This window comes from Cupriavidus sp. 05N38 (assembly GCF_056397345.1).
Genome location: NZ_JBFTNF010000029.1, coordinates 190,738 through 213,024 on the forward strand (window position 1 = coordinate 190,738; position 22,287 = coordinate 213,024).

The 22,287-nt window shown below is 66.5% G+C and carries 17 protein-coding genes; 11 read left to right on the forward strand and 6 right to left on the reverse strand.

Annotated features, from left to right (window positions below):
• The first annotated feature begins 76 nt into the window (after window positions 1–76).
• From AC1DK4_RS21385 to AC1DK4_RS21425, 9 genes are all read left to right on the forward strand, one after another.
• Complete coding sequence (locus AC1DK4_RS21385) at window positions 77–868, forward strand: ABC transporter permease (RefSeq protein ID WP_441615778.1); 792 nt, start codon at window positions 77–79, stop codon at window positions 866–868.
• Window positions 865–1,527 carry an ABC transporter ATP-binding protein gene (locus tag AC1DK4_RS21390; protein WP_441615776.1) on the forward strand — a complete coding sequence of 221 codons (663 nt, stop codon included), beginning with the start codon at window positions 865–867 and terminating at the stop codon, window positions 1,525–1,527. Before AC1DK4_RS21385 ends, AC1DK4_RS21390 begins: the two co-directional genes overlap by 4 nt.
• Complete coding sequence (locus AC1DK4_RS21395; RefSeq protein ID WP_441615774.1) at window positions 1,524–2,627, forward strand: KpsE/RkpR family capsule polysaccharide export protein; 1,104 nt, start codon at window positions 1,524–1,526, stop codon at window positions 2,625–2,627. Before AC1DK4_RS21390 ends, AC1DK4_RS21395 begins: the two co-directional genes overlap by 4 nt.
• Window positions 2,628–2,629: 2 nt before the next feature.
• A complete protein-coding gene (locus tag AC1DK4_RS21400; RefSeq protein ID WP_441615772.1) occupies window positions 2,630–4,351 on the forward strand; it encodes an SLBB domain-containing protein in 1,722 nt (573 codons plus the stop codon).
• Window positions 4,352–4,359: 8 nt separating this feature from the next.
• Window positions 4,360–5,394 carry a galactosyltransferase-related protein gene (locus AC1DK4_RS21405; RefSeq protein ID WP_441615770.1) on the forward strand — a complete coding sequence of 345 codons (1,035 nt, stop codon included), beginning with the start codon at window positions 4,360–4,362 and terminating at the stop codon, window positions 5,392–5,394.
• A 95-nt stretch (window positions 5,395–5,489) separates the two neighbouring features.
• Window positions 5,490–7,556, forward strand: coding sequence for a capsular polysaccharide biosynthesis protein (locus tag AC1DK4_RS21410; RefSeq protein WP_441615768.1), 2,067 nt, complete (start codon window positions 5,490–5,492; stop codon window positions 7,554–7,556).
• Complete coding sequence (locus tag AC1DK4_RS21415) at window positions 7,534–8,952, forward strand: capsule biosynthesis protein (protein WP_477131770.1); 1,419 nt, start codon at window positions 7,534–7,536, stop codon at window positions 8,950–8,952. Before AC1DK4_RS21410 ends, AC1DK4_RS21415 begins: the two co-directional genes overlap by 23 nt.
• Before the next feature lie 117 nt (window positions 8,953–9,069).
• Window positions 9,070–13,575: a CDP-glycerol glycerophosphotransferase family protein gene (locus AC1DK4_RS21420; protein WP_477131771.1), complete on the forward strand. Its 4,506-nt coding sequence runs from the start codon at window positions 9,070–9,072 to the stop codon at window positions 13,573–13,575.
• A 156-nt stretch (window positions 13,576–13,731) separates the two neighbouring features.
• Window positions 13,732–14,967 carry a hypothetical protein gene (locus tag AC1DK4_RS21425; RefSeq protein WP_441615763.1) on the forward strand — a complete coding sequence of 412 codons (1,236 nt, stop codon included), beginning with the start codon at window positions 13,732–13,734 and terminating at the stop codon, window positions 14,965–14,967.
• 44 nt (window positions 14,968–15,011) lie between these two features.
• On the opposite strand, the gene AC1DK4_RS21430 is transcribed toward AC1DK4_RS21425, so the two are convergent.
• Window positions 15,012–15,668, reverse strand: coding sequence for an acyltransferase (locus AC1DK4_RS21430; protein WP_441615761.1), 657 nt, complete (start codon window positions 15,666–15,668; stop codon window positions 15,012–15,014).
• 153 nt (window positions 15,669–15,821) lie between these two features.
• Window positions 15,822–17,033 (reverse strand): globin domain-containing protein, encoded by a 1,212-nt coding sequence (locus AC1DK4_RS21435; RefSeq protein WP_441615759.1) that lies wholly within the window; start codon window positions 17,031–17,033, stop codon window positions 15,822–15,824.
• 283 nt (window positions 17,034–17,316) lie between these two features.
• Here AC1DK4_RS21435 and AC1DK4_RS21440 point away from each other — a divergent pair, with 283 nt between their 5' ends.
• Both AC1DK4_RS21440 and AC1DK4_RS21445 read left to right on the forward strand, forming a co-directional pair.
• Complete coding sequence (locus tag AC1DK4_RS21440) at window positions 17,317–17,841, forward strand: RrF2 family transcriptional regulator (protein WP_441615757.1); 525 nt, start codon at window positions 17,317–17,319, stop codon at window positions 17,839–17,841.
• Window positions 17,842–18,051: 210 nt separating this feature from the next.
• The gene (locus AC1DK4_RS21445; RefSeq protein ID WP_441615755.1) at window positions 18,052–18,489 is read left to right on the forward strand and encodes a carboxymuconolactone decarboxylase family protein; all 438 of its coding nucleotides are present in this window, start codon (window positions 18,052–18,054) and stop codon (window positions 18,487–18,489) included.
• Window positions 18,490–18,572: 83 nt separating this feature from the next.
• Here the strand turns inward: AC1DK4_RS21445 and AC1DK4_RS21450 are convergent, their stop codons facing one another.
• From AC1DK4_RS21450 to AC1DK4_RS21465, 4 genes are all read right to left on the reverse strand, one after another.
• Entirely contained in the window at window positions 18,573–19,031 is a 459-nt protein-coding gene (locus AC1DK4_RS21450; protein ID WP_441615754.1) for a cupin domain-containing protein, read from the reverse strand.
• 16 nt (window positions 19,032–19,047) lie between these two features.
• Window positions 19,048–19,485: a carboxymuconolactone decarboxylase family protein gene (locus AC1DK4_RS21455; RefSeq protein ID WP_441615752.1), complete on the reverse strand. Its 438-nt coding sequence runs from the start codon at window positions 19,483–19,485 to the stop codon at window positions 19,048–19,050.
• A 158-nt stretch (window positions 19,486–19,643) separates the two neighbouring features.
• Window positions 19,644–21,068 carry a MocR-like pyridoxine biosynthesis transcription factor PdxR gene (pdxR, locus tag AC1DK4_RS21460; RefSeq protein ID WP_477131772.1) on the reverse strand — a complete coding sequence of 475 codons (1,425 nt, stop codon included), beginning with the start codon at window positions 21,066–21,068 and terminating at the stop codon, window positions 19,644–19,646.
• 94 nt (window positions 21,069–21,162) lie between these two features.
• Window positions 21,163–22,224 (reverse strand): SLAC1 family transporter, encoded by a 1,062-nt coding sequence (locus tag AC1DK4_RS21465; RefSeq protein ID WP_441623632.1) that lies wholly within the window; start codon window positions 22,222–22,224, stop codon window positions 21,163–21,165.
• Between the last annotated feature and the right edge of the window lie 63 nt (window positions 22,225–22,287).

Consider the following 22,287-nt stretch of genomic DNA (forward strand, 5'->3'; position numbering starts at 1 on the left):
GCTAGCGCGCTCCCGCGGCATTCTTCCGGGAAACCTTCCTGGCCGCCATTCGGTCCGGGGTCATTCTTGAGTCGGCATGCCTTCAATTCGTCTTCGTTCCCGGTTTTCCGTCGCCATCTCGGTATGGCACGCGCTGTTCCTGCGCGAGGCCAATGCGCGCCTGGCCACCGGCCGCGCCGCATGGCTGTGGCTGCTGCTCGAGCCCGTCATCCATATCGGCTTCCTGATGCTGCTGTTCGGCGTGGTGCGTCACGTGCTGATTCCGGGTATCGCGGCCAGCCTGTTCATCATGATCGGCATCCTGGGGTTCTTCCTCGTGCGCAACGTGGCCAGTCGGGGCGCCGAGGCCGTCAAGGCCAATGCCGCGTTGTTCGCGTATCGGCAGGTAAGGCCGGTCGATACGGTGCTGGTGCGTACCGCGCTCGAAGGCCTGCTCTACGGACTGGTGTTCGCCGTGCTGCTGGCGGCGTGCAGCCTGGCCGGGGTGGACGCGCTGCCGCGCGATCCGCTGCAAGTGCTGCTGGCCGCCGCGCTGCTGTGGCTGCTGGGCGCCGGGCTGGCATTGAGCCTGTCGGTGCTCGGCACGCTGGTGCCGGAGTTCGGCCGCATCGTCGGCCTGTTCTTCGCGCCGCTGTATTTCGTTTCGGCGGTGATGTACCCGGTCGCCAGCGTGCCGCGTCCGGTGCGCGACTGGCTGTTGCTGAACCCCATCCTGCACGGGCTCGAAGCCATGCGCGGCGGCTTTTTCTCGGCTTATCGGGGGCAGGACTTCGCCAGCCTGTCCTATCTCGCGGCCTGGTCCCTGTGCTCGGTCCTGTGTGGGCTTGCGTTGCAGCGCCGCTTCGCAGCGCGGCTGGTGGCGCAATGATCAGGATATCCGGCTTGCACAAGCGCTATCGCGGCGCGGCGGCGGACGCCTGGGTCCTGCACGATGTATCGCTGGAAATTGCCAGGTCCAGCCGCGTCGCGCTGATCGGCAGGAATGGCGCGGGCAAGTCCACGCTGCTGCGCCTGATCGGCGGGACCGACACGCCCAGCCGCGGCGAGATCGACCGGCGCTGCCGGGTGTCGTGGTCGCTCGGGCTTTCCGGTGGCTTCCAGGGATCGCTGAGCGGGCGGCAGAACGCCAAGTTCGTCTGCCGCATCCATGGCGGGCGGGCAGGCCTGGCAGACAAGCTTGCCTTCGTGCGGGACTTTGCCGAGCTGGGCGCGGCATTCGATGCGCCGGTCAAGACCTACTCCTCGGGAATGCGTTCGCGGCTGGCTTTCGCGCTGTCGATCGCGTTCGAGTTCGACGTGTACCTGGTGGACGAGCTGACCGCGGTCGGCGACGCCGCTTTCAACGCCAAGTCCCGCAAGGCCTTCGAAGCGCTCGCGGGCCGCGCGGGCCTGGTGATGGTGTCGCACAGCGAATCGACCTTGCGCGGCTTTTGCGACTCCGCGATCTGGCTGCACGAGGGCCAGGCCTACCGCTTCGACAGCGTGGACGAAGCCATGCGGGCATACAAGAAGAGCATGACAAGGTGAACAAGCTGTTGAGGGAAATCAGGCAGTGCGGCTGGCCGTGGCGCATCGCCATCGCCGCATCCATCCTGGCGATCGTCTACTGGGGCGTGGTTGCCGCCGACCGCTATGTGTCCGAAGCCAAGGTGGTGGTCGAGCGCAGCGATGCGGTAGGCGCCACCACGACCGACTTCTATGCTTCGCTGCTGGGCGCCAATGCGCCGCCGCGCGATCTCCTGCTGCTGCGCGAGTACCTGCTGTCCGTCGACATGCTGAACAAGCTCGATGCGACGCTCGCGCTCAAGGGCCACTACAGCGATCCGCGCCGCGACGCGCTGTCTCGCCTGTGGCCGGCGGATGCGTCGCTCGAACGCTTCCACGATTACTACCTCGGCCGGGTGAGCGTCGAGTATGACGACTACTCGCGCACCCTGGTCGTGCGCGCGCAGGCCTTCACGCCGGCGATGGCGCAGGCAGTGACGCGTGCGCTGGTAGAGGAGGGCGAACGCTTTATCAACGACCTCACGCATCGTGTGGCAGAGGAACAGGTCGTCTATATCGAGCGGCAGGCGCGCACGCAGGGCGAGCGCATGAAGGCCGACCGCCAGGCCCTGCTGGCGTACCAGAACGCCAACGGCATTGTCTCCCCGCGCGGCGACGTGGAGAGCCTGTCCGGCGTGGTGGCGGCCGCGGAGTCCGAGTTGGCGGACCTGCGCGTCAAGCGCGCCGCGCTCAAGGATGTCTATACCCCGCAGTCGCCGGCCATCCAGCAGCTCGACGCGCAGATCGTCGCCGTGCAGGCCCAGATCGGTGCCCAGCGCGCGCGCATGACCTCGTCGAGCGGCAAGGCGCTCAACCGGGTAGCGGAGCAGCAGGAACGCCTGCAGGCGGCGGCCGGGTTCAGCGAGGACCTCTACAAGACCGCGCTGAGCGTGCTGGAGAAAGCGCGCATGGAATCCACGCGCAAGCTCAAGAACGTGGCGGTGGTGCAAAACCCCACCCTGCCCGAATACCCGTTGCAGCCGCGCCGCCTCTACAACATCGTCGTGTTCGTGCTGGGCGCCCTGATGCTGGCCGGCGTGCTCCAGTTGCTCGGCGCCATCATTCGCGATCACCGGGACTAGCCATGCATCGTTTCCTCCTTGTCCTTCTGCTCGCCACGGCCATGCAAGGCGCGCACGCCCAGTCCGGCACGCGCGTCGACACCGGGCCCGGCTTCGCCGCCATGGCCGCGCAGGGCGGCCTGCCGCCGGCGGGCGCCACCGGCATGCCGGTGCAAGCCGCCACGCCCATGGTACCGGCGCATCCCGCGCAAGCCATGCCCGACAGCGCGCCGCAGAACGCCGACTACGGTGCCAACCTCGCCAGCGACGCCTTCGGCGCGCAGCTCTTCACCGGCGCCTTCAGCCGCGAGAGCGCAGCGGTCTTCAACCCCAGCCACGTCATCTCCGTGGGCGACCGCATCCAGCTGCGCATGTGGAACGGCTACAACCTCGACACCGTGCTCGCGGTGGATGCCGGCGGCAACATCCTGCTGCCCGAGATCGGCCCGTTCCGCGTGCAGGGCATCACCAACGCCAACCTGCAGGCCGCCGTCACCGCGGCGCTGCGCCGCGTGTTCGCCGGCCGCGTTTCCATCTACGCCAGCCTGCTGGCCGCGCAGCCGGTGCGCGTCTACGTCACCGGCGCCGTCTATCGACCCGGCATGTACGACGGCACGTCCAGCGACAGCGTGCTGCGCTACCTCGACCAGGCCGGCGGCATCGACCCCGAGCGGGGCTCCTTCCTGGACGTCGCCATCAAGCGCGGCACGCAGACCCTCGCCGTCGTCAATCTCTACGACTTCCTTCTCAAGGGCGAACTCGCCACCCGCCAGCTCAACAATGGCGACGTGATCTTCGTCCAGCCGCGCAAGCGCACCGTCAAGGTCGGCGGCCTGGCCGAGAACGCCAAGCGCTTCGAATTCCAGGGCGAGCAGGCCCGGCTCGACCAGATCGCCCGCCTGGCCAAGCCGCTGCCGCAGGCCACCAACGTGCGCGTGGTGCGCAACACCGGCACCATCCGCAATGTCGAATACTTCCCGATCTCCCAGGACCAGGAAATCATCCTGCACGACGGCGACGAAATCGAATTCACCGCCGACAAGCGCCCCGGCACCATCACCGTGCGCGTGGAAGGCGAGCACGCCGGCCCGCAGGAATTCGTGCTGCCCTACGGCAGCCGCATGGGCGAGCTGCTCAGCCAGGTCGCCTTCACGCCGCAGTCCGACGCCGACAGCATCCAGCTCTACCGACTCAGCGTCAAAGCCCGCCAGAAAGTGCTGCTCGGCACCGCGCTGCGCAGCCTTGAGTCCAGCGTGCTCACCGCCCGCTCCGGCACCGCCGACGAAGCCCAGTTGCGCAAGGAAGAAGCCGCGCTCGTGCTGCAATGGGTGGAACGCGCCCGCAAGATCGAACCCACCGGCCAGACCCTGATCGCCAAGTCCGGCACGCGTGACCAGCTGCTGCTGGAGAACGGCGACATCCTGCGCGTGCCGGTCAGGGACGGCCTCGTCATCGTCAACGGCGAAGTCCTGTTCCCCAACGCCGTCGCCTTCGATTCCGGCATGAGCGTGGCCGACTATATCGAGCAGGCAGGCGGCTACTCGCAGAACGCCGACAGCGCCCGCGTGATCGTCGCCCACCGGGACGGCAGCTTTACGGAAAGCAAGTGGGGCACGCAGGTGCGCTCCGGCGACGAGATCCTGGTGCTGCCGAGGGTGGACATGAAGACGCGGCAGTTTGCCAAGGATGTGTTCCAGATTCTTTATCAGTTGGCGATTTCGGCCAAGGTGGTGTTGGGGTTGTGATGGAGGTCATGCAAAAGCATCAGAGCGCCGATTCCTTGCTCTCCGCGGTGATACCGGTGGATCTGCTACGCCGGCCCGCGAGCTTGAAGGGCAGGGTGCTGGACCTGGCCCGGCATCCGGGCATGGCAAAGCTGAGGATGGTGGTCGCGCATAACGATCGTGGCAGTCGCCACGACCGGACGCTGGTCCGGAAGCTGGCGGCGTTTCCTCATGTCACGTTGGTATCGCGCGCCTTCCACGATGGCGCTGTCAATAGCGGCCTGCTGCGCAACCGTGCCGCCGAGCACGTCGATTCGGCCACGATGTTGCTGCTCGACGCCGATCTGTATCCGCTTCCCGACCTGTTCCTCGATAGCGCCCGCCTCGTCGCATCGGGGGCCGAGAAGCTGGTGGTGTTGCCGTGCCTGTACCTGACGAAATGGGCGAGCAGCCGGCTGCAAGCCGGCAGAGAGACGCCCGGCACGATCCTGGACGGCTATCTGTCGTTCCGTCGGCGGTATTTCCAGCACATGGCCAATCCGTCGTCGGTGGTAGTGCTGCGTACCAGGGACTACCGGGACCTGGGTGGCTTCGACGAGGCCTTCCACGGGCATGGCTACGAGGATTTCGATTTCATGCTGCGCCTGGCGATGCGCCACGAGCTGATTCCGCGCACGGAGGATCTGCTGAAGAACAAGAGCTTTCGTGCGCCGCTGCTGGCAGAGGGCTTTCGCAAATACCTTGGCAGGCTGAGCCTGCCGCGCCTGCTGGACAGGCAGGTGGTGTTTCACCTCTACCACGACAAGCCGCGCGGCGACGCCTACTACCACGCCCGCGCCGAGAATGCCGAACGGCTGCTGGGCAAGCTGAGGGCGTGGGTGGGCGGCGGCAATGTCACCGACACGGCGGCGGGCCATTTCCTGATCGAGGAGTTCTTTGCATGCTGCGGCGAGCGAGGTCTCGCGGCACAGGATTTTTTTGTGTTGTTCGACACTCGCCCTGGGCATGTGGACCGGCTCGGCGGCTGGATGGACCGGGCCAGGTACCTGCTGGGATTTCACTGATGGATGTCGAGCTGCGCCGCCGACAGCGTGGACGCGCCGATGGGAGAGGAACGATGGGCGGAACTGGCGGATGGGAAGGCAGGGCTGGAGAGAGCGTGGGCATCGTTTCGCCCGGGATTCTCATGATTCCCCACCTGGCGGCTTTTCTCGGCAAGCCATGCCGTGCCGTGCTGCGCCGGCGCCACGAAACCGGCGCGCTCGCCGCGGTAGCGGGCTGGGGCAGGCGGCCCAGCGCGCAGCGGGCGGTGCGGCTGGCGCGGGAACTGGAGCTGCCATACCTGGCGCTGGAGGATGGCTTCCTGCGTTCGGTCGCGCCGGGCAGCCGGGAGGCGCCCTTGTCGCTGGTGGTGGACGAGGCCGGCATTTACTACGACGCTCGCCAGCCGTCGCAACTCGAACTGTTGATCCGCGACACCGCGCCAGACCAGCCGGCGCTGGCCGAGGCGCAGCGCGGCCTTGCCCTGGTGGTGCGCCACCGGCTTTCCAAGTACAACCATGCGCCGGTGTTCTCCCTGCCACCGCGCAGCGTGTCGCGGCGCGTGCTGGTGGTGGACCAGACGCATGGCGACATGTCCGTGTTGCTGGGCGGCGCGGATGCCGAGACGTTTGCGGCCATGCTGCGGGCGGCGCTCGACGACGACCCGGGGGCAGAGGTTTGGGTCAAGACCCATCCGGAGGTCGTCTCCGGGCACAAGGCAGGCTATCTCGCACAAGGCAGCAGCGAGAATTCGCGGATACGCTGGCTGGCGCGGGATTGTTGTCCGCTCTCCTTGATCGAGCAGTTCGACCGCGTCTATGTCGTTACATCGCATATGGGCTTCGAGGCCCTGATGCTCGGAAAATCCGTCGTCTGCTTCGGCAAGCCGTGGTACGCGGGCTGGGGACTCACGGACGACCGGCACCCGGAGGGCGCCGCATTGCGCGCGCGGCGCGCGGGCCGCGACGGACAGCGTCCGCTCGCGCATTTGTTCCTGGCGGCCTACCTGCGCTACGCGCGTTATGCCCATCCTGTCAGCGGCCGCCCCGCCACGCTGTTCGACGCCATCGAATGGCTGGCGCGCAACAAGGCTGCGAACGAGCAGTGCCGGGGCACGTTCTATTGCGTCGGCATGAGCGCGTGGAAGCGCGCCATGGTCCGGCGCTTCCTGGATACGCCGTCGAGCCGGCTGAAGTTTGCCCGGGATCTTGCAGAAGATCAGATTGCGCGTTTGCCGGCCGGCGCGCGGCTTGTGGTGTGGGGCAGCCGCAATCCCGCACTGCGGGCATATGCGGCCGCGGCGGCCATTCCCGTATTGCGCGTGGAGGATGGTTTCGTCCGTTCCGCCGGGCTCGGCTCCGACCTGCACGGCCCGCTATCGCTGGCGCTGGACGGGCCGGGCATCCATTACGACCCGCGGGAGCCGTGCCTGCTCGAAACCATGCTGGCCACGGTCGCGCTCGGCGAGGCCGAGTGGCTGCGGGCGATGCGCTTGCGTGAAAGCCTGGTGCGCCAAGGTATCAGCAAGTACAACGTGGGCGGGGGCTTCTCCCTGACCCCGCAGAGCGCCGGACGCAAGGTGCTGCTCGTGGCCGGGCAGGTGGAAGGCGACGCATCGCTGCTGGACGGATCGCCGGCGATCCAGCGCAATCGAGATCTGCTGGCCACGGTGCGCGCGGAAAACCCGCAGGCGTGGATTGTCTACAAGCCGCATCCCGATGTGGTGGCCGGGAATCGCCCGGGCCGCATCGATGCCGATGAACTGCACGCGCTGGCCGATCAGACCGCCGCGCAGGCAAGCATCAATGCCTGCATCCAGGCAGCGGACGCCGTGCATGTCATGACATCGCTGGCCGGATTCGAAGCCCTGCTGCATGGCAAGGAGGTGCATTGCCATGGGCAGCCGTTCTATGCAGGCTGGGGCTTGACGGTGGACAGGCTGGCGATATCCCGGCGGTCTCGCCGCCTGTCGGTGGAGCATCTGGTCTATGTCGCGCTGTGCTGCTATCCGCGTTATCGCCTGCCCGGCATCGACGGCTTCTGCGCGGCCGAGGACGTGGTCGCACACCTGGCGGAGCGCTCGCGGGGCCCGCGGGCGATCGGCAGCCACTGGCTTTGGCGGCAGTGCCGCAAGGCACGTGAACTGGCGAAGACATTCAGGTTTGCCTATCGCGGTGGATGGTAGCCGGTGCGGGATTCCGGTGGCAGCAAGTATGGGGAGTAAAGCTATGTATGCATCTCGGTCAGGGAGAGAATATTCAGGCGGTGCGCAGGCGCAGCCCGCCCGGGCTGCCTTCCAGCGGCTGGCGCAGTATCGTCGCATCCTGCTGCTGCAGGGACCGAACGGGCCGTTCTTCGCGCGCTTGCGGGATCAACTCGCCGCTGCGGGCTGCGAAGTCTGGAAAGTCAATTTCAACGGTGGCGACGACCTCTTTTACCGCGGCCGCAACGTCCTTCGCTTCCGCGGGGCCATGGCGTCGCTGGCAGGTTTCCTGCAAGCCACGCTGCGGGAAAAGCGCATCGATGCCGTCATAGCGTTCGGTGACTGCCGGCGTCCGCACCGCATCGCCGCGCGCGCTGCCGCGCAGGCAGGCATTGCCTTCTGGGTGTTCGAAGAAGGCTATATCCGGCCGGACCACATCACGCTCGAAGCCGGTGGCGTCAACGCGCGCTCGGGGCTGGCGCCGATGCGGGCGCAGYAGATGCCGGCCGTGCGGATGCCCGCTGCGGGACGCCACTTCCGCCATGCCTTCGCCTGGATGGCCTGGTACTCGTTCTGGTATTTCGCCGCCGGCGTGGTCGCCTCCGCGAATTATCCGCATTACCGCCATCACAAGCCGTTTGGCATCAGGGAACTGGCTTGCTGGATAAGGGCCGGATACCGCAAGCATGCGTACCGGTGGCTTGAGCGGCCTCAGGTGCGACACCTGTTTTCGGGCGAACCGGAGCCATTCTTCGTCGTGGCACTGCAGGTCTACAACGACAGCCAGATCCGCGCCGCCAGTCCGTGGCGGCGCGTAGGCGATTTTATCGAGTGGACGATGTTCTCGTTCGCCAGGCATGCGCCGCGGGACAGCGTGCTCGTCTTCAAGCATCACCCGATGGATCGTGGCCATACGGACTATGCGGGCACGATCCGCAGTTGCGCGCGCCGCTTTGGCGTGGAAGGGCGGGTGCGCTATGTCCATGATGCGCACTTGCCGACGTTGCTGCAGCGTTGCCGGGGACTGGTGACGATCAACTCGACCACTGGTTTGCAGGCGCTTTTCCACGGTGTGCCGGTGATCGCGCTGGGGCGCTGCTTCTATGCAAAAGAGGGCGTGACCTTCCAGGGCGCGCTGGACCAGTTCTGGTCGGCGTCCAGGCAGGTCGACGTGGCCGCCTGCCAGCGGCTGCGCGGATACGTGGCCTATGCCTCGCAGATCAATTCCTCGTTCTACGCGGACACGACGCTGGATGAATACGCGGTGCCCGCCGCCCGGACGAGACGGCTCGGCGCGCAGTTGGGGTGCCTGGCCAGCCTGCTGATACTGGATCTGCTGAGCGGGCCGGCAAGGGAGATCCTGCCCGGCATCGGATAGCCGCGCGGCCCGGCACGGGAATTTGGAAACGGGACGGGGAGCCGAGCGAGGCTCGGCATCGGCGGGGAAGCCAGAAAGACTTGAGTAAGAGAAATGATCAATAGGAAACTGAGGAAGTTGCGGCGGGACCCGAGGTTGTTTTTCGTCGACATGTATCTGAAGCGGGCGCGCGGCATGCGCAAGTACATGCGGGACCTCGGGCTCGTGCAGCCGAGGCGCCAGCCCGGGCACGACCGGTACACCGTTGTGTCGGCGGTCTACAACGTGGGCAAGTACCTGGACGAGTATTTCGCCAGCCTGGTCAATCAGGAACTCGACTTCATCCGCCATATCGATGTGGTCGTGGTGGACGACGGCTCGACCGACGACTCCGCCACGAGCATCGAAAGATGGCGCAGGCGGTATCCGGGCAACATCCGCTACATCCACAAGGAAAACGGCGGCCAGGCTTCGGCCCGCAACCTTGGGCTTCAGCATGTCCGGACGGACTGGGTGACGTTTCTCGATCCGGATGATTTCGTCGATTCTCGCTTCTTTCTCGAAGCCGATGATTTTCTGCACCGCCATCGCAACAGCCGCGTGAAGATGGTCGCGTGCAACCTGGTTTTCTATCACGAGAGCGGGAAGCAATACAGCGACACGCATCCGCTGCGCTACCGCTTCGCCGCAGGCGAGCAGATACTGGACCACCATGACCTGAAGAAGAATTTCCAGTTGTCGGCAAGCTCGTCGATCTTTTCGGTACAGGACATCAGGAAAGCCGGGTTGGCGTTCGACGAGTCCGTCAGGCCGAACTTCGAGGACGGCCTCTTTATCGGGCTGTTCCTCGCCAGCTTGCGACAAGGAACGGTGGGATTCCTGCCGAAAGCGATCTACTACTATCGCAAGCGCGAGGACGGCAGCTCCACGCTGGATTCCTCGTGGACCCATCCCGGCCGCTACGGAGCCGTGCTCCAGAACGGCTATCTCAAGTTGCTGGAAACCTGCATGCGGGAACTGGGCCATGTTCCGGTCCATGTGCAGAGGACGATCGTCTACGACATGGTCTGGTATGTCCGCCAGATAGTCGATCGACCCGACGTCGTCGGGTTCCTCTCGCCCGAGCAGAAATCGCGCTTCGAGGAACTGGTCCGCGCAGTATTTCGCCATATCGACAGAAAGACCATCCAGGATTTCGAGCTGGCCGGCTGCTGGTTCTATCACAAGGTGGGCATGCTTGCGTGCTTCAAGGGCTTGCCGCCCCAGCAACAGATCGCCTATGTCGAATCGTTCGATGCCCCCAAGAGGCAGGTCCAGATCCGTTACTTCTGCCATGCGCAGGATGTCGAGATCGTCACGCTGGACGGCGTGGAGCGGATTCCGGCCTTCGCCAAGTCCGTCGGGCACGACTTCGTGAACAGCAGTTTCGTTTGCGAGCGGCGGTTGTGGATCCACCTGCCTCGGGATACGGGTACGCTCAGGCTGCATGTGGGCGACCAGCAGGCGCGCATCAACCTGGCTGGTGCGCAGCACCGCGACGGCGTGCCGGCAAGCGCCATCGTTGAGCATTTCGCGGCGGCTGCGGCGAAGCCGGATAGCGGCAACGCCTATGCCGGGGCCTGGCTGGTGATGGACCGGGACATTCAGGCCGATGACAATGCCGAGCATTTCTACCGTTATCTGTTGCACGCGCGCCCGGAGCGCGAAGCCTATTTCGTGTTGCGCAAGGACTCGCACGACTGGCGGCGCCTGCAGCAGGACGGGTTCCGGCTCCTGGCCTTCGGCAGCGAGGAACACAAGCGGGCGCTGCGCACTTGCGCCAAGCTGATCAGTTCCCACGCGGATGTCTACGTCACCGACTACCTCGGGCCGAAGACGCTGGACGGCAAGCATTTCGTCTTTCTCCAGCACGGTGTCATCAAGGACGACCTGTCGGGCTGGCTGAACCGCAAGCGCAGGATCGACTGCTTCGTCACCACGAGCCGCTTCGAGTACGAGTCCATCGCCGGGGATGGCTCTCGCTATAAGTACGGACGCAAGGAAGTGGTGCTGACCGGGCTGCCGCGCCATGACAAGCTGTTGTCCTGCGCGCGCGAGGACAAGATGATCTTGATCATGCCGACCTGGCGCAAAAGCGTCGTGGGCCAGTCCACCGTGGCCGGCAGCGCGCGTGGCCTCAATCACGATTTTTCCGAGACACGCTTTGCCAGGGCATGGGGCGGCCTGCTGCGCAGCGAGGCGCTGCGCCGGCTCAGCGAGCAGTATGGCTACGCCGTGGTGTTTTTCCCGCATGCCAATATCCAGCCGTACATGGCGCAATTCCACATACCCGCCTTCGTCAAGGTGATCGGGCATGCGGCCGCCGGCATCCAGCCATTGCTTGGTGCGGCGTCGCTCATGATCACCGACTATTCCTCGGTCGCGTTCGACATGGCGGTACAGGGCAAGCCCACCATCTACTACCAGTTCGACGAGGATGAGATATTTTCCGGCCTGCATACCTATGCGCCGGGCTACTTCGACTATCGGCGCGACGGCTTCGGCCCGGTGGCCGTCAGCGAGGCGGCGCTGCTTGAGGCACTGGGACGGATGCTGGCCAGCGGATGCCGGCCGGATCCGGAGGTCAGCGCCCGGATCGACGCGACCTTTCCGTTTCGGGACGGCCGCAACTGCGAGCGGACTTATCAGGCGGTGGTGGCGCTGGACCAGCCCTATGACGAAGCGCAGGCCGATCCGCACACGTTGCGGGGCTATGCCGCGCAGGCCAGCGCAGGCAGGCGATGGCGGTTGGCCGAGCAACGCTGGTCGGCGTTGCTACAGCACGACTGCGGCAGCATGCGCGCCGCCGCACGGCTAGCGCTGGCGCAGGCGCTCAGGGAGCAAGGCAAGCTGGGCCGGGCACGAGCGGTTATCGAGGCCGATTCCGCCGGCGATGCCATCCATTCAGCGCCCGGGCGGCGCGAGCGGGCGGAACTGCTTACCGCCGAACACGACTGGGCGTCCGCCGCGCAGGCGTGGCAGGCATTGGTCGCAGACGATGCATCGGCACTGGCCGGATTGTTGATCTGCCATGTGCCGCAACGCCGGGGGCATGAGGCGGCCCGGCTTCTGTCTTCCCCGGCCTATGGCCAGCTTTCTGCACACATGCAATTGCTGTGCCGCGCGTTGGCCCACGCGGCGGGCGGTGACTGGCGGCAGGCGGCCGAGGCCCTGCGATCGGCAATGCCGGCATTCTCGCTCACGGAACTCCGGCGCTACAAACCCCATCTGGTGCTTGCGCAGGCCTACCGGCACGAGAAGAACTTCGACCGCGCGCATCAGCAATTGGTCGCCTACGAAAAGCATACCGCGAGCGATCCGGCCTGCCGCTGCGAGATCGCCCGCCTGGCCAGCGTGCGGGGCAACTGGGAGAAAGCTGCCCGTCAGATCGCCCTGGCTTTCCCCGACATTGCTGACATGCCGCTCAGCCTTGCCGTGCGCTACGTCCAGGCATTGCGCAAGAGCAGCAAGATCAATTCCGCGCGTGAAGCAGTGGCGCTCTTGCTGCCGCGGCGCCGCGACAGTGCCGCACTGCGTGTCGAACATGCCGAGGTGGCCATGGCGGCGCAGCGTTGGGACGAGGCGGTCGAGGCCTGGCAAGCGGTGCAGTCGGACGTGGAAGACGTTGCCTGCAGGCTGGCGCAGGCGTACGAGGCCGGCGGGAAGCCGGAGCAGGCATGGAAGGCGCTGGCCGCGCCGCAGGCCACGCGAGCTCGGACGCTGGACGAATGGCGGCTGGTGGCACGGCTGGCTCCGCCCGGTGGCGAGCGCTGGGCGTGCCTGATGGGGGAGCCAGGGATCGCAGAGAGCTTGCCGCTGGCGTTCCGGATTGGCAACCAGGCTGGTGTGCTTGCGCAGCAACAGCGCTGGCCCGCGCTCATAGCGTGCTTGCGCAATGAGATCGACGGGCTTGCCGATGCAGAGATCAAATCGTTCGGCTTGCGTGGGCTGCTGGCGCGGGCTTACCGCAACATGGGGGATCCGGACGCGGCACAGGCACAGCTGCTGGCGGGCGAGAGACAGTCCCCGGGCGACGCCGTGTGCCAGCTGGAAAGCGCGATGCTGGCATTCGACCGCAAGTCATGGTCGAAGGCCGTCGCGGGATTCGAACAAGCGTTCCCGGACGCGGCGGTAATGCCGGAAGCCGTTGCCTGTGCCTATCTGCGGGCGCTGCGTTATCAGAATCAGTTCGACAAGGCGCGGGCGGTGCTGTCGATTCTGCTGGCGCACTATCCCGATAGCGCGGCGATGCAGATGGAGGACGGCGAACTCGCTCTCGCCCGCCGTGACTGGGAGCGTGCGGTCGCGGTCTGGAAGTCGCTGCTCGACGGGCCCGAGGTGGCACCGTACCGGCTGGCGCGGGCATACCGCATGACCGGTCGCGTGGAGGACGCCATGAAGGTTCTGCGCCGGCGCGGAGTGCGGGGACCGAATTGCGCGCAGGAGTGGCTGCTGCGCGCGGAAGTCGCTCAGCTTACGAGGAACTGGAGCGAAGCGGCCGCAAGCTGGTCTGCCTTGCTCAGGTTTCACGCCGACGAGGCACCCGCGCACAGCTGGGACCAGCTCAACGCCTCCAACCTGTTGAGCGCGATGAAACGGGCGTGAAGGCGACATGGCGCAAGTCCGGGGCGGGAAGCGTCCGGCAGCCGGGAGGCGCTGCCGCGGGATGACTCGATCCGGCAGCGGCCGCCAGAGCGTGCGAGCCGGGATGGCGGCGTAGTGGAATTGTGGGAGGAACTGGAAACTTTGCGAGGACAGGACATGAAAGAGCAGAAGCGCATGGTGGACGGCATCGAGGTCACCTTCAGGCGCAAGCGCCGCAAGTACGATGCCAGGCATCTCATCGTGGTGTTTTCCGGCTTCGGGCTTGGCGAGTTCACCTATGATTTCGAGCACGCGTTGCAGGACTGTCCGGCCGACGTATTGTGGATCAAGGACCAGTTTGACGGCCATTGTGCGTACTACGTGTGCAAGGACATGGATTTCAGCATCGAGGCGGCGGTATTCGCGCTGATCGACGCCGTGCTCGACGAGCTTGGGCTCACGAAGAACCAGTGCACGCTGGCGGGATTTTCCAAGGGAGGCTCAGCCGCTCTGTACTTCGGCATGAAGCACGGGTTCGACAACATTGTTGCCACCGTGCCGCAGTTTCGGATCGGGTCGTATATCGCGCGCAACTGGCCCGTCGTGGCCGCCCATATGATGGGGGAGGCGGATGAGGAGAAGGTCCGGGTGCTGGATCGCCTGCTGCCCGAGGCGCTCGCCGGCGCCGCCTGCGACAACAAGAACGTCTACCTGCTGACCTCGCCGTCCGACCCGCAGTTCGCCGCGGAAATCGTGCCGAACCTGGGCGGCTTTGTCAGATGCTCGAACTTCAACCTGCTGGTCTCGCGTTCGCGCCTGGTGCGCGAGCACAACCAGGTCACCCAGCATAATGTCCCGCTGCTGCTCGGCATCTTCTACAGCCTGGCGGCGGGCGCCGTACCGCGCTTTGGTTATACGGAGATGATCGGAGACGATGCCGGGCCACCGACGTATCCGGAGGTGACGCCGATCGCCGCGCTGCGGCGCGTCCGCATCGAGGGCGGCAGGTTATTTCCCGAAGGTGTCGCCGTGCTGCGTGGCCTTAGCTGTGGCGAGTACCAGGACATATCTTCTTTTCTGATACTCCACGGCGGCCCTGGCGACATCGAGATTCCGCTTGCCAAGGCCAATCGGCCGGGCTTGACACGCGAACTCTATGATGGCGGCTTCGTCAACTACGACAAGGGCTGGTTCTGCACCTACCAGCACAAGGGCGTGGACTTGGCGGAGGTGCCTGCGGGCGAATACAGGGTGTCGCTGCGGATCCATTGCCAGGGCGTGACGCGAACCAGCGCGATGATGTCGGCTGCGCAGGTCGATGTGCAAGGACCCGCCGGTACGCATTTGCTGCGCCTGTTCACGAGCGGGGGCCTGGTTCATTTGGTGAAGACCCCGCTGGCCGGCACGCCGTAAGAAGGACAACGGCGCCCGCCTCAATCGTCCTTGGTGCGATGCCACTATGGAGATTTGTCGACGGCATGCACATTCGGCTTGTAGTACGGCTTGCTTAGGGTCAGGTGGGGTCGCTCCCAGGCGCAGTTGCGGCGAATGACCTTGGCGGGGATACCCGCCGCCACGCAGTTGTTCGGGATCGTGCCCTTGACCACGCTACCCAGCCCGATGACGCTTCCGTCTCCGATCTGCGCGCCGCCCAGAACCACGGAGCGCGCGCCCAGCCACACATGGTCGCCTATGTGGATGGGGCGCGGGAGGTTGATACGCTCGCCGCTATCGACATCGAAGATGGGGTGCGCGTCGTCGGCCCGGATCTCGATGCCGGAGGCGAGCATGCAGTCATTGCCAATGGCAACGGTTGCATACTCGGCGGTCGAGATATAGCAGTCCGAAGTACACGTGACGTGGTCGCCTATGGCGACCTTGCTGTAGTGTCCGACGCGGATTGTTCCTTTGAATGCGTTGTTGCCTATTTCGCAGTACCCATGATCGCAGTCAAACATGATCGTCAGACCCGGCAGCAGGGCGTCAGGTTTGACGACCAGCGTATTGTGCTGTCCCCTGAACAGGACCTTGACGCCGCGATCCAAGGTCTTCTCGTAGCGTACTGTGTTGCCGGCGTCGTCCTGGTAGTTCTCAAGTCTGGTAAGTGTTCGCATCGGGAGATCTGGCTTGGTGTCCTCTGGTCTCCCGATTAGATGCTGGATGCCCCGGGCAGATGGTCGGAAAATTTTGATTCGCCGCCTGGATCGTTCCGAAAATTGCCTGCGCGCCGTAGCCGGCCATCGCCAGCATCGGCCCGGGCCATCCCCTTACAACAACCCGTCCAGCAGATCCGGCCCGAACACCTCGCGGTGCACGCGCTCGGCCTTCACGCCGCGCGCTTCCAGCGCGGCGCGTTGCGCCTGCATGAAGGGCAGCGGGCCGCAGAGGTAGAAGTCCGCGTCGGCGAGGTCGTCGCCGGCGAAGATGGCGTCGATGTCCATGCGGCCGGGCAGGGCGGGCTGGGCCAGGAACTCGGCTTGCTCTCCGGATTCCAGGAAGAAGTGCGTGCGCAACTGGGGCAACTGGCGTGCGGCGTGCCTGACGTCCTTGATATGGGCGACGTGCGAGACCATGCGCGCGGCGTGGCCGAAGACGACCTTGCGGGCGGGGTTGCGCTGGGCGACGGCGTTGAGCGCCGAGATCATGGGCGTGACGCCGACGCCGGCGGAGAGCAGCACGATCGGGGTGCTGGGCTCGATGCTGGGCGCAAAGTCGCCGAAGGGCTGGCTGACCATCAGGACGTCGCCTACCTTGGCGTTGTCGTGCAGCCAGCTGGAGACCGCGCCGGCGGGCAGGTCGGCACCGTCGCCGCGGTCGCGCTTGACGGAGATGCGCCAGGTGCGGCCGTTGGGCGCGTCGGACAGGCTGTACTGGCGCTGCTGGAAGACGCCGTGCGACAGTTCCACCACCACGGAGATGTACTGGCCGGGCAGGAAGTCGACCAGCGTGGTGCCGCCGACGGCTTCGAAGGTGAAGGATGTGATGTCGGCGCTTTGTTCTTCGCGGGCGATGATGCGTACCGGCTGGCGATGGTCGGGGCCGGTGTTGGCGCGCTCGTACAGGCGGGTCTCGGCGGCGATCAGTTCGGCGGCGAGCAGCCAGTAGGCTTCGTCCCAGGCGGCGACGAGTTCGGGCGTGGCGGCGTCGCCAAGCACTTCGCCGATGGCGCCGATCAGGTGGCGGGCGACGACGGCGTAGTGGCTGGGCTTGATGCCGACCGAGGCGTGCTTGTGCACGATGCGGCTGACCACGGGGGCCAGCGCGCTGTTGTCGCCATAGTTGGCGGCATAGGCGAACACGGCGGAGGCGAGCGATTGCTGCTGCGAACCATTGGCCTGGTTGCCCATGTTGAACAGGTTGGTCAGCTCGGGCCTGTCGGCGAACATATTGCGATAGAACGTGGTGGTAATGGCAAGGCCATGTTCCCGCAGGACGGGTACGCTCGCATCGATCAGGGGTCTCGATTTTTCGGACAGCACGGCAACCTCCAAAGATATACAGTTAATGCAACAAATAAGACGAATGGGTCCGCAACGTTGGGCGGTGGTGGCGTGCGATCTCGATCTGTTCGCGACGCCCTGGAACCCATTTTATTAAACATGCATTTGCTGTGCAACATAAATTTGCGGCATTGCAAAAGATGCATGAAGTGTCCATGTTAGACTGCGCCTGCCGTCACCCGAGGGCGCAACGCCCGCAGCAGGCGCTTCCTGGCTGCCACGCAAATCGCATCACGATCCGCACGGCGGAGGAGCACTTTCCATGAGACTGACCGACTACACCGACTACAGTCTGCGGACCCTGATCTACGTCGCGGTCTACCCGGGCGAGCTCGTCACCATCCAGCGTATCGCCGATGCGTTCGACATTCCCAAGAACCACTTGATCAAGATCGTGCAGAAGCTTGGGCAGGCTGGCTTCCTGCACACCGTGCGCGGGCGCGCGGGCGGCATCGAGCTGGGCCGGCCCGCGGCCGAGATCAACGTGGGGGAGGTGATCCGCACCATGGAGTCGGACTTCAGCCTGGTGGAGTGCTTCCAGGGCGACGACAACCATTGCGTGATCACGCGCGTGTGCGGCCTGCGCGGGGTGCTTTCCGCGGCGCTGCGGGCCTACTTCGAAGTGCTGGACTCCTATAGCCTGCAAGACCTGGTGGAGAAGCCCGCGGCGCTGAGCCGGGCGCTTGGCCCCGACGGCGCGGACACGGTGGTCGGCATTCCCGTCAAGAGCGTGACGCGCAAGGCGCGCGCCGCGCCGGCGGTGCCCGGCGAGAACGGTCCCGCCTAGCCGGCGCCGCCTGCCGGGCGGCGGTGCCCGGCGAGAACGGTCCCGCCTAGCCGGCGCCGCCTGCCGGGCGGCGGTGCCGCGGGCAGCTGGCACTGGCTACCCCAAATGGCCACCAAATGGCCACCAAATGGCTATTGTCGACGCGGCCAGCCGAAACTAGGCTGTGCCATGGGTCCGGCCGTCCGGCCGGGCCGCGCAGGGGAGACAGGGATGGCATTGCGCCTCGACAGTTACCGGGCCAACCGGACCAGCACCGAACTATTGCTTCGCCTCGACCGGCGCAGCGAGCGCTACCGGCTCGAGCATTCGCTGGCGGACCTGGTGCGCCTGCGGGTATCGCAGATCAACGGCTGCCCCTATTGCATCGATCTGCACTCCGCGCGAGCACGCAAGGACGGCGAGATGGCGATACGGATCGATTTGCTGGAAGTGTGGCGCGAGACGACGCTCTATACCGACCGCGAGCGGGCGGCGCTGGCGTGGGCCGAGGCGGTGACGCGCGTGGCCGACACGCATGTGCCGGACGAGGTCTGGGATGCGGTGCGGCCGCAGTTTTCCGAGCGGGAGATGGTGGACCTGACCTTGCTGGTCACGGCGGTCAATAGCCTGAACCGCTTCGGTATCGCGTTCCGCCGCGCGCCCGCCTAGGCGTGGCGAGGGCGGCAGGCAAGCGATGCGCGGGCGTGATGGGCCGGACGGCGGCTCCCCCGCGCGCAGCCCGTTCCCGCGGCTTACTGAGGTAGCGGGCGCTTGATCGGCTCGCCTTCGGCGGCGATGGCGAATACCAGCAACCTGGCCGGCCTGGTCTTGCTGGCGTTGCGCGTGACGAGGTGCTGCGCGCCGGGCGGCTCGTACCAGCTCTGGCCCCTGGCGTAGGTCTTGGCCGGCTCGCCGCCGAGCTGCGACACCACTGAGCCTTCGAGCACGTAGGCGAAGATCGAGCCTGGATGGACGTGCGGCGTGGATTCCTGGCCGGGCGCGAAGGTGACCGTGGCCAGCAGCACGTTCTTGCCGCCTGCTTCCGGAATCGCCTGCTTCATTACCGGCTGCACGCTTTCCTCGGCGTGGCCGGGCTTGCCGTCCGGCGTGTGGGCGCGGGCCTGGCCGGCGCCGGCCAGGGCCAGCATGGCCGGCACGAAGGCGGCGATGATGAGGCGGGGCATCGCCCGCCCGCTGTTCGAACGGGTCATGATCGGCGTCTCCCGCTCAGGCCGGCAGCTTGCGGAACGAGATGGCGAAGCGGTTCCAGCTATTGATGGCGGAGATCAGCAGTGTCAGGTCGACCAGTTCGGCATCGTCGAAGTGCGGGCGCACGGCGTCCCAGGCAGCGTCGGGCACATGGCTTTCGGAGACCAGCGTGACGGCCTCGGTCCAGGCCAGCGCGGCCTTCTCGCGCTCGCTGAAGAACGGGGTTTCGCGCCAGACCGACAGGGTGGCCAGGCGGCGGTCGTCTTCGCCGCCCTTGCGCGCGTCGGTGGTATGCAGGTCGACGCAGTAGGCGCAGCCGTTGATCTGCGAGGCGCGCAGGCGCACCAGTTCCACCAGCGGTTTTTCCAGCCCGCTCTTGGCGATGCGCTCTTCCAGGCCGATCAGGGCCTTGATGGCGGCGGGGCTGGCTTTGTAGAAGTCGAGACGTTGTTCCATGCTTTGCTCCTCGTTTGCGCCGCCGGGATGGGGCGCGACAGGAACAAGATTAGGACGCGTACTGGCTATTCAAAAGAGCCAGTTTTCTGTAATTTGAGGTAACCAGTGGCGCGGCCGGGCGGTACACGGACCACGTGCCGGCCGCCCTCACGCCGCCATCACGCCGCCATCACGCCGGCCAGCTTTTCCATGCCGGCATGGATGTCGGCGACGCCGATGCCGCCATAGCCGAACAGCAGCCCCGGCTCGGCCTGGCGCCCGGCGTACATGCCGGAGATGCCGTACAGGCCGATCGAGGCCGCCGCGGCGCGCACGATCAGCGCGCGCTCGTCCTCGCCCGTCTTCAGGTGGGCGGYCAGGTGGATCCCCGCGGCTGGCGCATGGGCCGTGAACCACGGCGCCAGCGGGCCGTTTAGGTGCGCGAGCAGGGCCTCGCGGCGCGCGGCGTATTCCTTGTGCATGCGTCGCAGGTGCTTGGCGAAGTAGCCGTCGAGCATGAACTTGGCCAGCGCCGTCTGGGTCATGGTGCAGCTGTGCCAGTCGCCCGCCTGCTTGGCGCGGCGCATGGCGTTGCCGAGCGGGGCCGGGGGGATCACGTAGCCGATCCGCAGCTCGGGGAAGATGGTCTTGGAGAAGCTGCCCACGTAGGCCACCACGCCGGCGTTGTCCAGGCTCTTGAGCGACTCCATCGGCCGGCCCATGAAGCGGAATTCGCCGTCGTAGTCGTCTTCCACCACCAGCGCGCCGCGCCGCTGGGCCCATTCCAGCAACGCCATCCGGCGCTCCAGGCTCATCGCCATGCCGAGCGGGAACTGGTGCGAGGGCGTCACATAGACGATGCGCGCATTGTCCGGCAGCGCGTCCACGACCAGCCCGTCCGCGTCCACCGGCACATAAGCCAGCCGTGCGCCCACGGCGGAGAAGACGATGCGCGCGGGCGGGTAGCCGGGGTCTTCCACGGCCACCACGTCGCCCGGGCGGCTCACCACGCGGGCCAGCAGGTCGATGGCCTGCTGCGCGCCATGCGTGACGATGACATCCTGCCAGTTGCTGACCACCGCGCGGCTGAAAGCCAGGTAGCGCGACACCGCCAGGCGCAGTTCCTGCTCGCCGGCGGGGTCGCGGTAGGCGCCTCGTCCGCGTGCCTGTACCCGCAGTGCGTGCCCCACGCAGCTGCGCCATTTGTCGAAGGGGAACAGGCTTTTGTCGGTCACGCCGCCGACGTAGTCGAAGGCAGGCGCCGCGCCCGGTGCCGTGTGCGGCAGGGCGTCCGGCAGTTCTTCCCAGATCGAGCCCGAGCCCGGGCTCGGGAATGCCGGCGAAGGTGGATGCGCCAGCCGGCTCATCTCGGGCGCCACGAAGGTACCGTCGCCGGCGCGCGAGCGCAGGTAGCCTTCGGCGATCAGGCGCTCGAAGACATCGAGCGTGGTCTTGCGCGAAACGCCGAGCCTGGTAGCGAGATCCCGGGTGGACGGAAGCCGTTCGCCCGGCGCCAGCCGGCCGTCGACGATGCCCGCGCGCAACTGGCGGTAGAGCTGGCCGGCCAGCCCTTGCCGGCCGTGAATATTCAAATGGACATCCATTTACTGGTTACCTGAGGCGCAAGGAATTTCGTAGATTCTACGAGCCAGTCCGGACGCTTTCCACTTGCCCCGGACGGGCATCGTCGTTTGTGCTTCATCCAGCGCTGCCCGCGCCGGCGGGCGCGGCGGCGCGCGGCGCCAGGCTGCCGGCGAAGCGGCCCGCCGTACGCAGCGCCAGGTAGCCGATGACCAGGTTGCATGCCAGGAAGAACGGCCCGGCCAGCGCGCGCGCCGCCGGCACGCCGGCAAGGGCCAGCTGCAGCACGCCGACCGCGGCGCTGGCCAGCCCGAAGGTGTACGACCACGAGCCGAAGTGGTGGAAGGGCTGTTCGCCAAGCCAGCGAAACAGGCGCAGGCCGAGCAGCATCTGGAACAGGCCGTAGCCCAGCAGCATGAGGATCCACTGCGAGTGGGCCGATTGCGGGGCTACGGCCAGGCATGCGGCCGCGCACACCATGGGCGGCGCGAACTGGATGCCCAGCAGCGCCCGCTGCGAGGCCGGCATGCCCTCGTGCTGCAGCAGCCGGCCAACCACCTGCGATTCCAGCGCCAGCCACGACAAGGTCCCCGCCCCGACAAACAACCAGCCCCAGTCCGCGTGGCCGAGCACGCCCAGCGTGGCGCCGCTGGCCAGGTTGGCGGCCACCGTGGGCAGGTAGAGCGCAGGCGTGGTGTCGCGCGGATCGCGGCCGCCTTGCCACAGCCTGCCGGTGTGCCAGAGGGCGAAGGCCAGGTGCCAGCCGATGCCGGCCACGGCCAGCAGCCACGCGCCGGCCGGCGAATACGGCAGCAGCGCCGGCACCAGCTGGAGCGTGGCGATGGCCAGCAGGGCCGGCGTGCTGCCCCGTACCGGATGCGCGAATTCTGCTTCCAGGGCGCCGCGCCGGTGCAGGAGCTGCGCGGCATAGGTCACCAGCAGCCCCGCCCACAGCAGTGCCGCGCAGGCCAGGATCGTCTCGGAGATGGCATGCGGCATCTGCCACAGCGTGCTGGCGTGGCGCCACGCGCGGCCGATCACGGCCAGCCCCAGCACGATGCTGAAGGCCGCGGCCGGCAACGGCGGCGCCATGGCGGCAGCGTGCGGGACGGCGGGTTCGTTGGCGGCACAGGCCGGCGCGATGCCGGCCGCTGGCGGGTGGAGCGGTTCGTGGGACATGGGGGCGGCTTGCTTGCGTACTGACGTACTTCCAGTGCGGAGATTCCCTGGCCGTGGGGCAGG

What these genes read in the sequence shown, in the direction of transcription:
- AC1DK4_RS21385 (WP_441615778.1), top strand. Translation starts at nt 77, where the DNA reads ATGCCTTCAATTCGTCTTCGTTCCCGGTTTTCCGTCGCCATCTCGGTA.
- AC1DK4_RS21390 (WP_441615776.1), top strand. Translation starts at nt 865, where the DNA reads ATGATCAGGATATCCGGCTTGCACAAGCGCTATCGCGGCGCGGCGGCG.
- AC1DK4_RS21400 (WP_441615772.1), top strand. Translation starts at nt 2,630, where the DNA reads ATGCATCGTTTCCTCCTTGTCCTTCTGCTCGCCACGGCCATGCAAGGC.
- AC1DK4_RS21405 (WP_441615770.1), top strand. Translation starts at nt 4,360, where the DNA reads ATGCAAAAGCATCAGAGCGCCGATTCCTTGCTCTCCGCGGTGATACCG.
- AC1DK4_RS21425 (WP_441615763.1), top strand. Translation starts at nt 13,732, where the DNA reads ATGAAAGAGCAGAAGCGCATGGTGGACGGCATCGAGGTCACCTTCAGG.
- AC1DK4_RS21430 (WP_441615761.1), bottom strand. Translation starts at nt 15,668, where the DNA reads ATGCGAACACTTACCAGACTTGAGAACTACCAGGACGACGCCGGCAAC.
- AC1DK4_RS21440 (WP_441615757.1), top strand. Translation starts at nt 17,317, where the DNA reads ATGAGACTGACCGACTACACCGACTACAGTCTGCGGACCCTGATCTAC.
- AC1DK4_RS21445 (WP_441615755.1), top strand. Translation starts at nt 18,052, where the DNA reads ATGGCATTGCGCCTCGACAGTTACCGGGCCAACCGGACCAGCACCGAA.
- AC1DK4_RS21450 (WP_441615754.1), bottom strand. Translation starts at nt 19,031, where the DNA reads ATGACCCGTTCGAACAGCGGGCGGGCGATGCCCCGCCTCATCATCGCC.
- AC1DK4_RS21455 (WP_441615752.1), bottom strand. Translation starts at nt 19,485, where the DNA reads ATGGAACAACGTCTCGACTTCTACAAAGCCAGCCCCGCCGCCATCAAG.
- AC1DK4_RS21465 (WP_441623632.1), bottom strand. Translation starts at nt 22,224, where the DNA reads ATGTCCCACGAACCGCTCCACCCGCCAGCGGCCGGCATCGCGCCGGCC.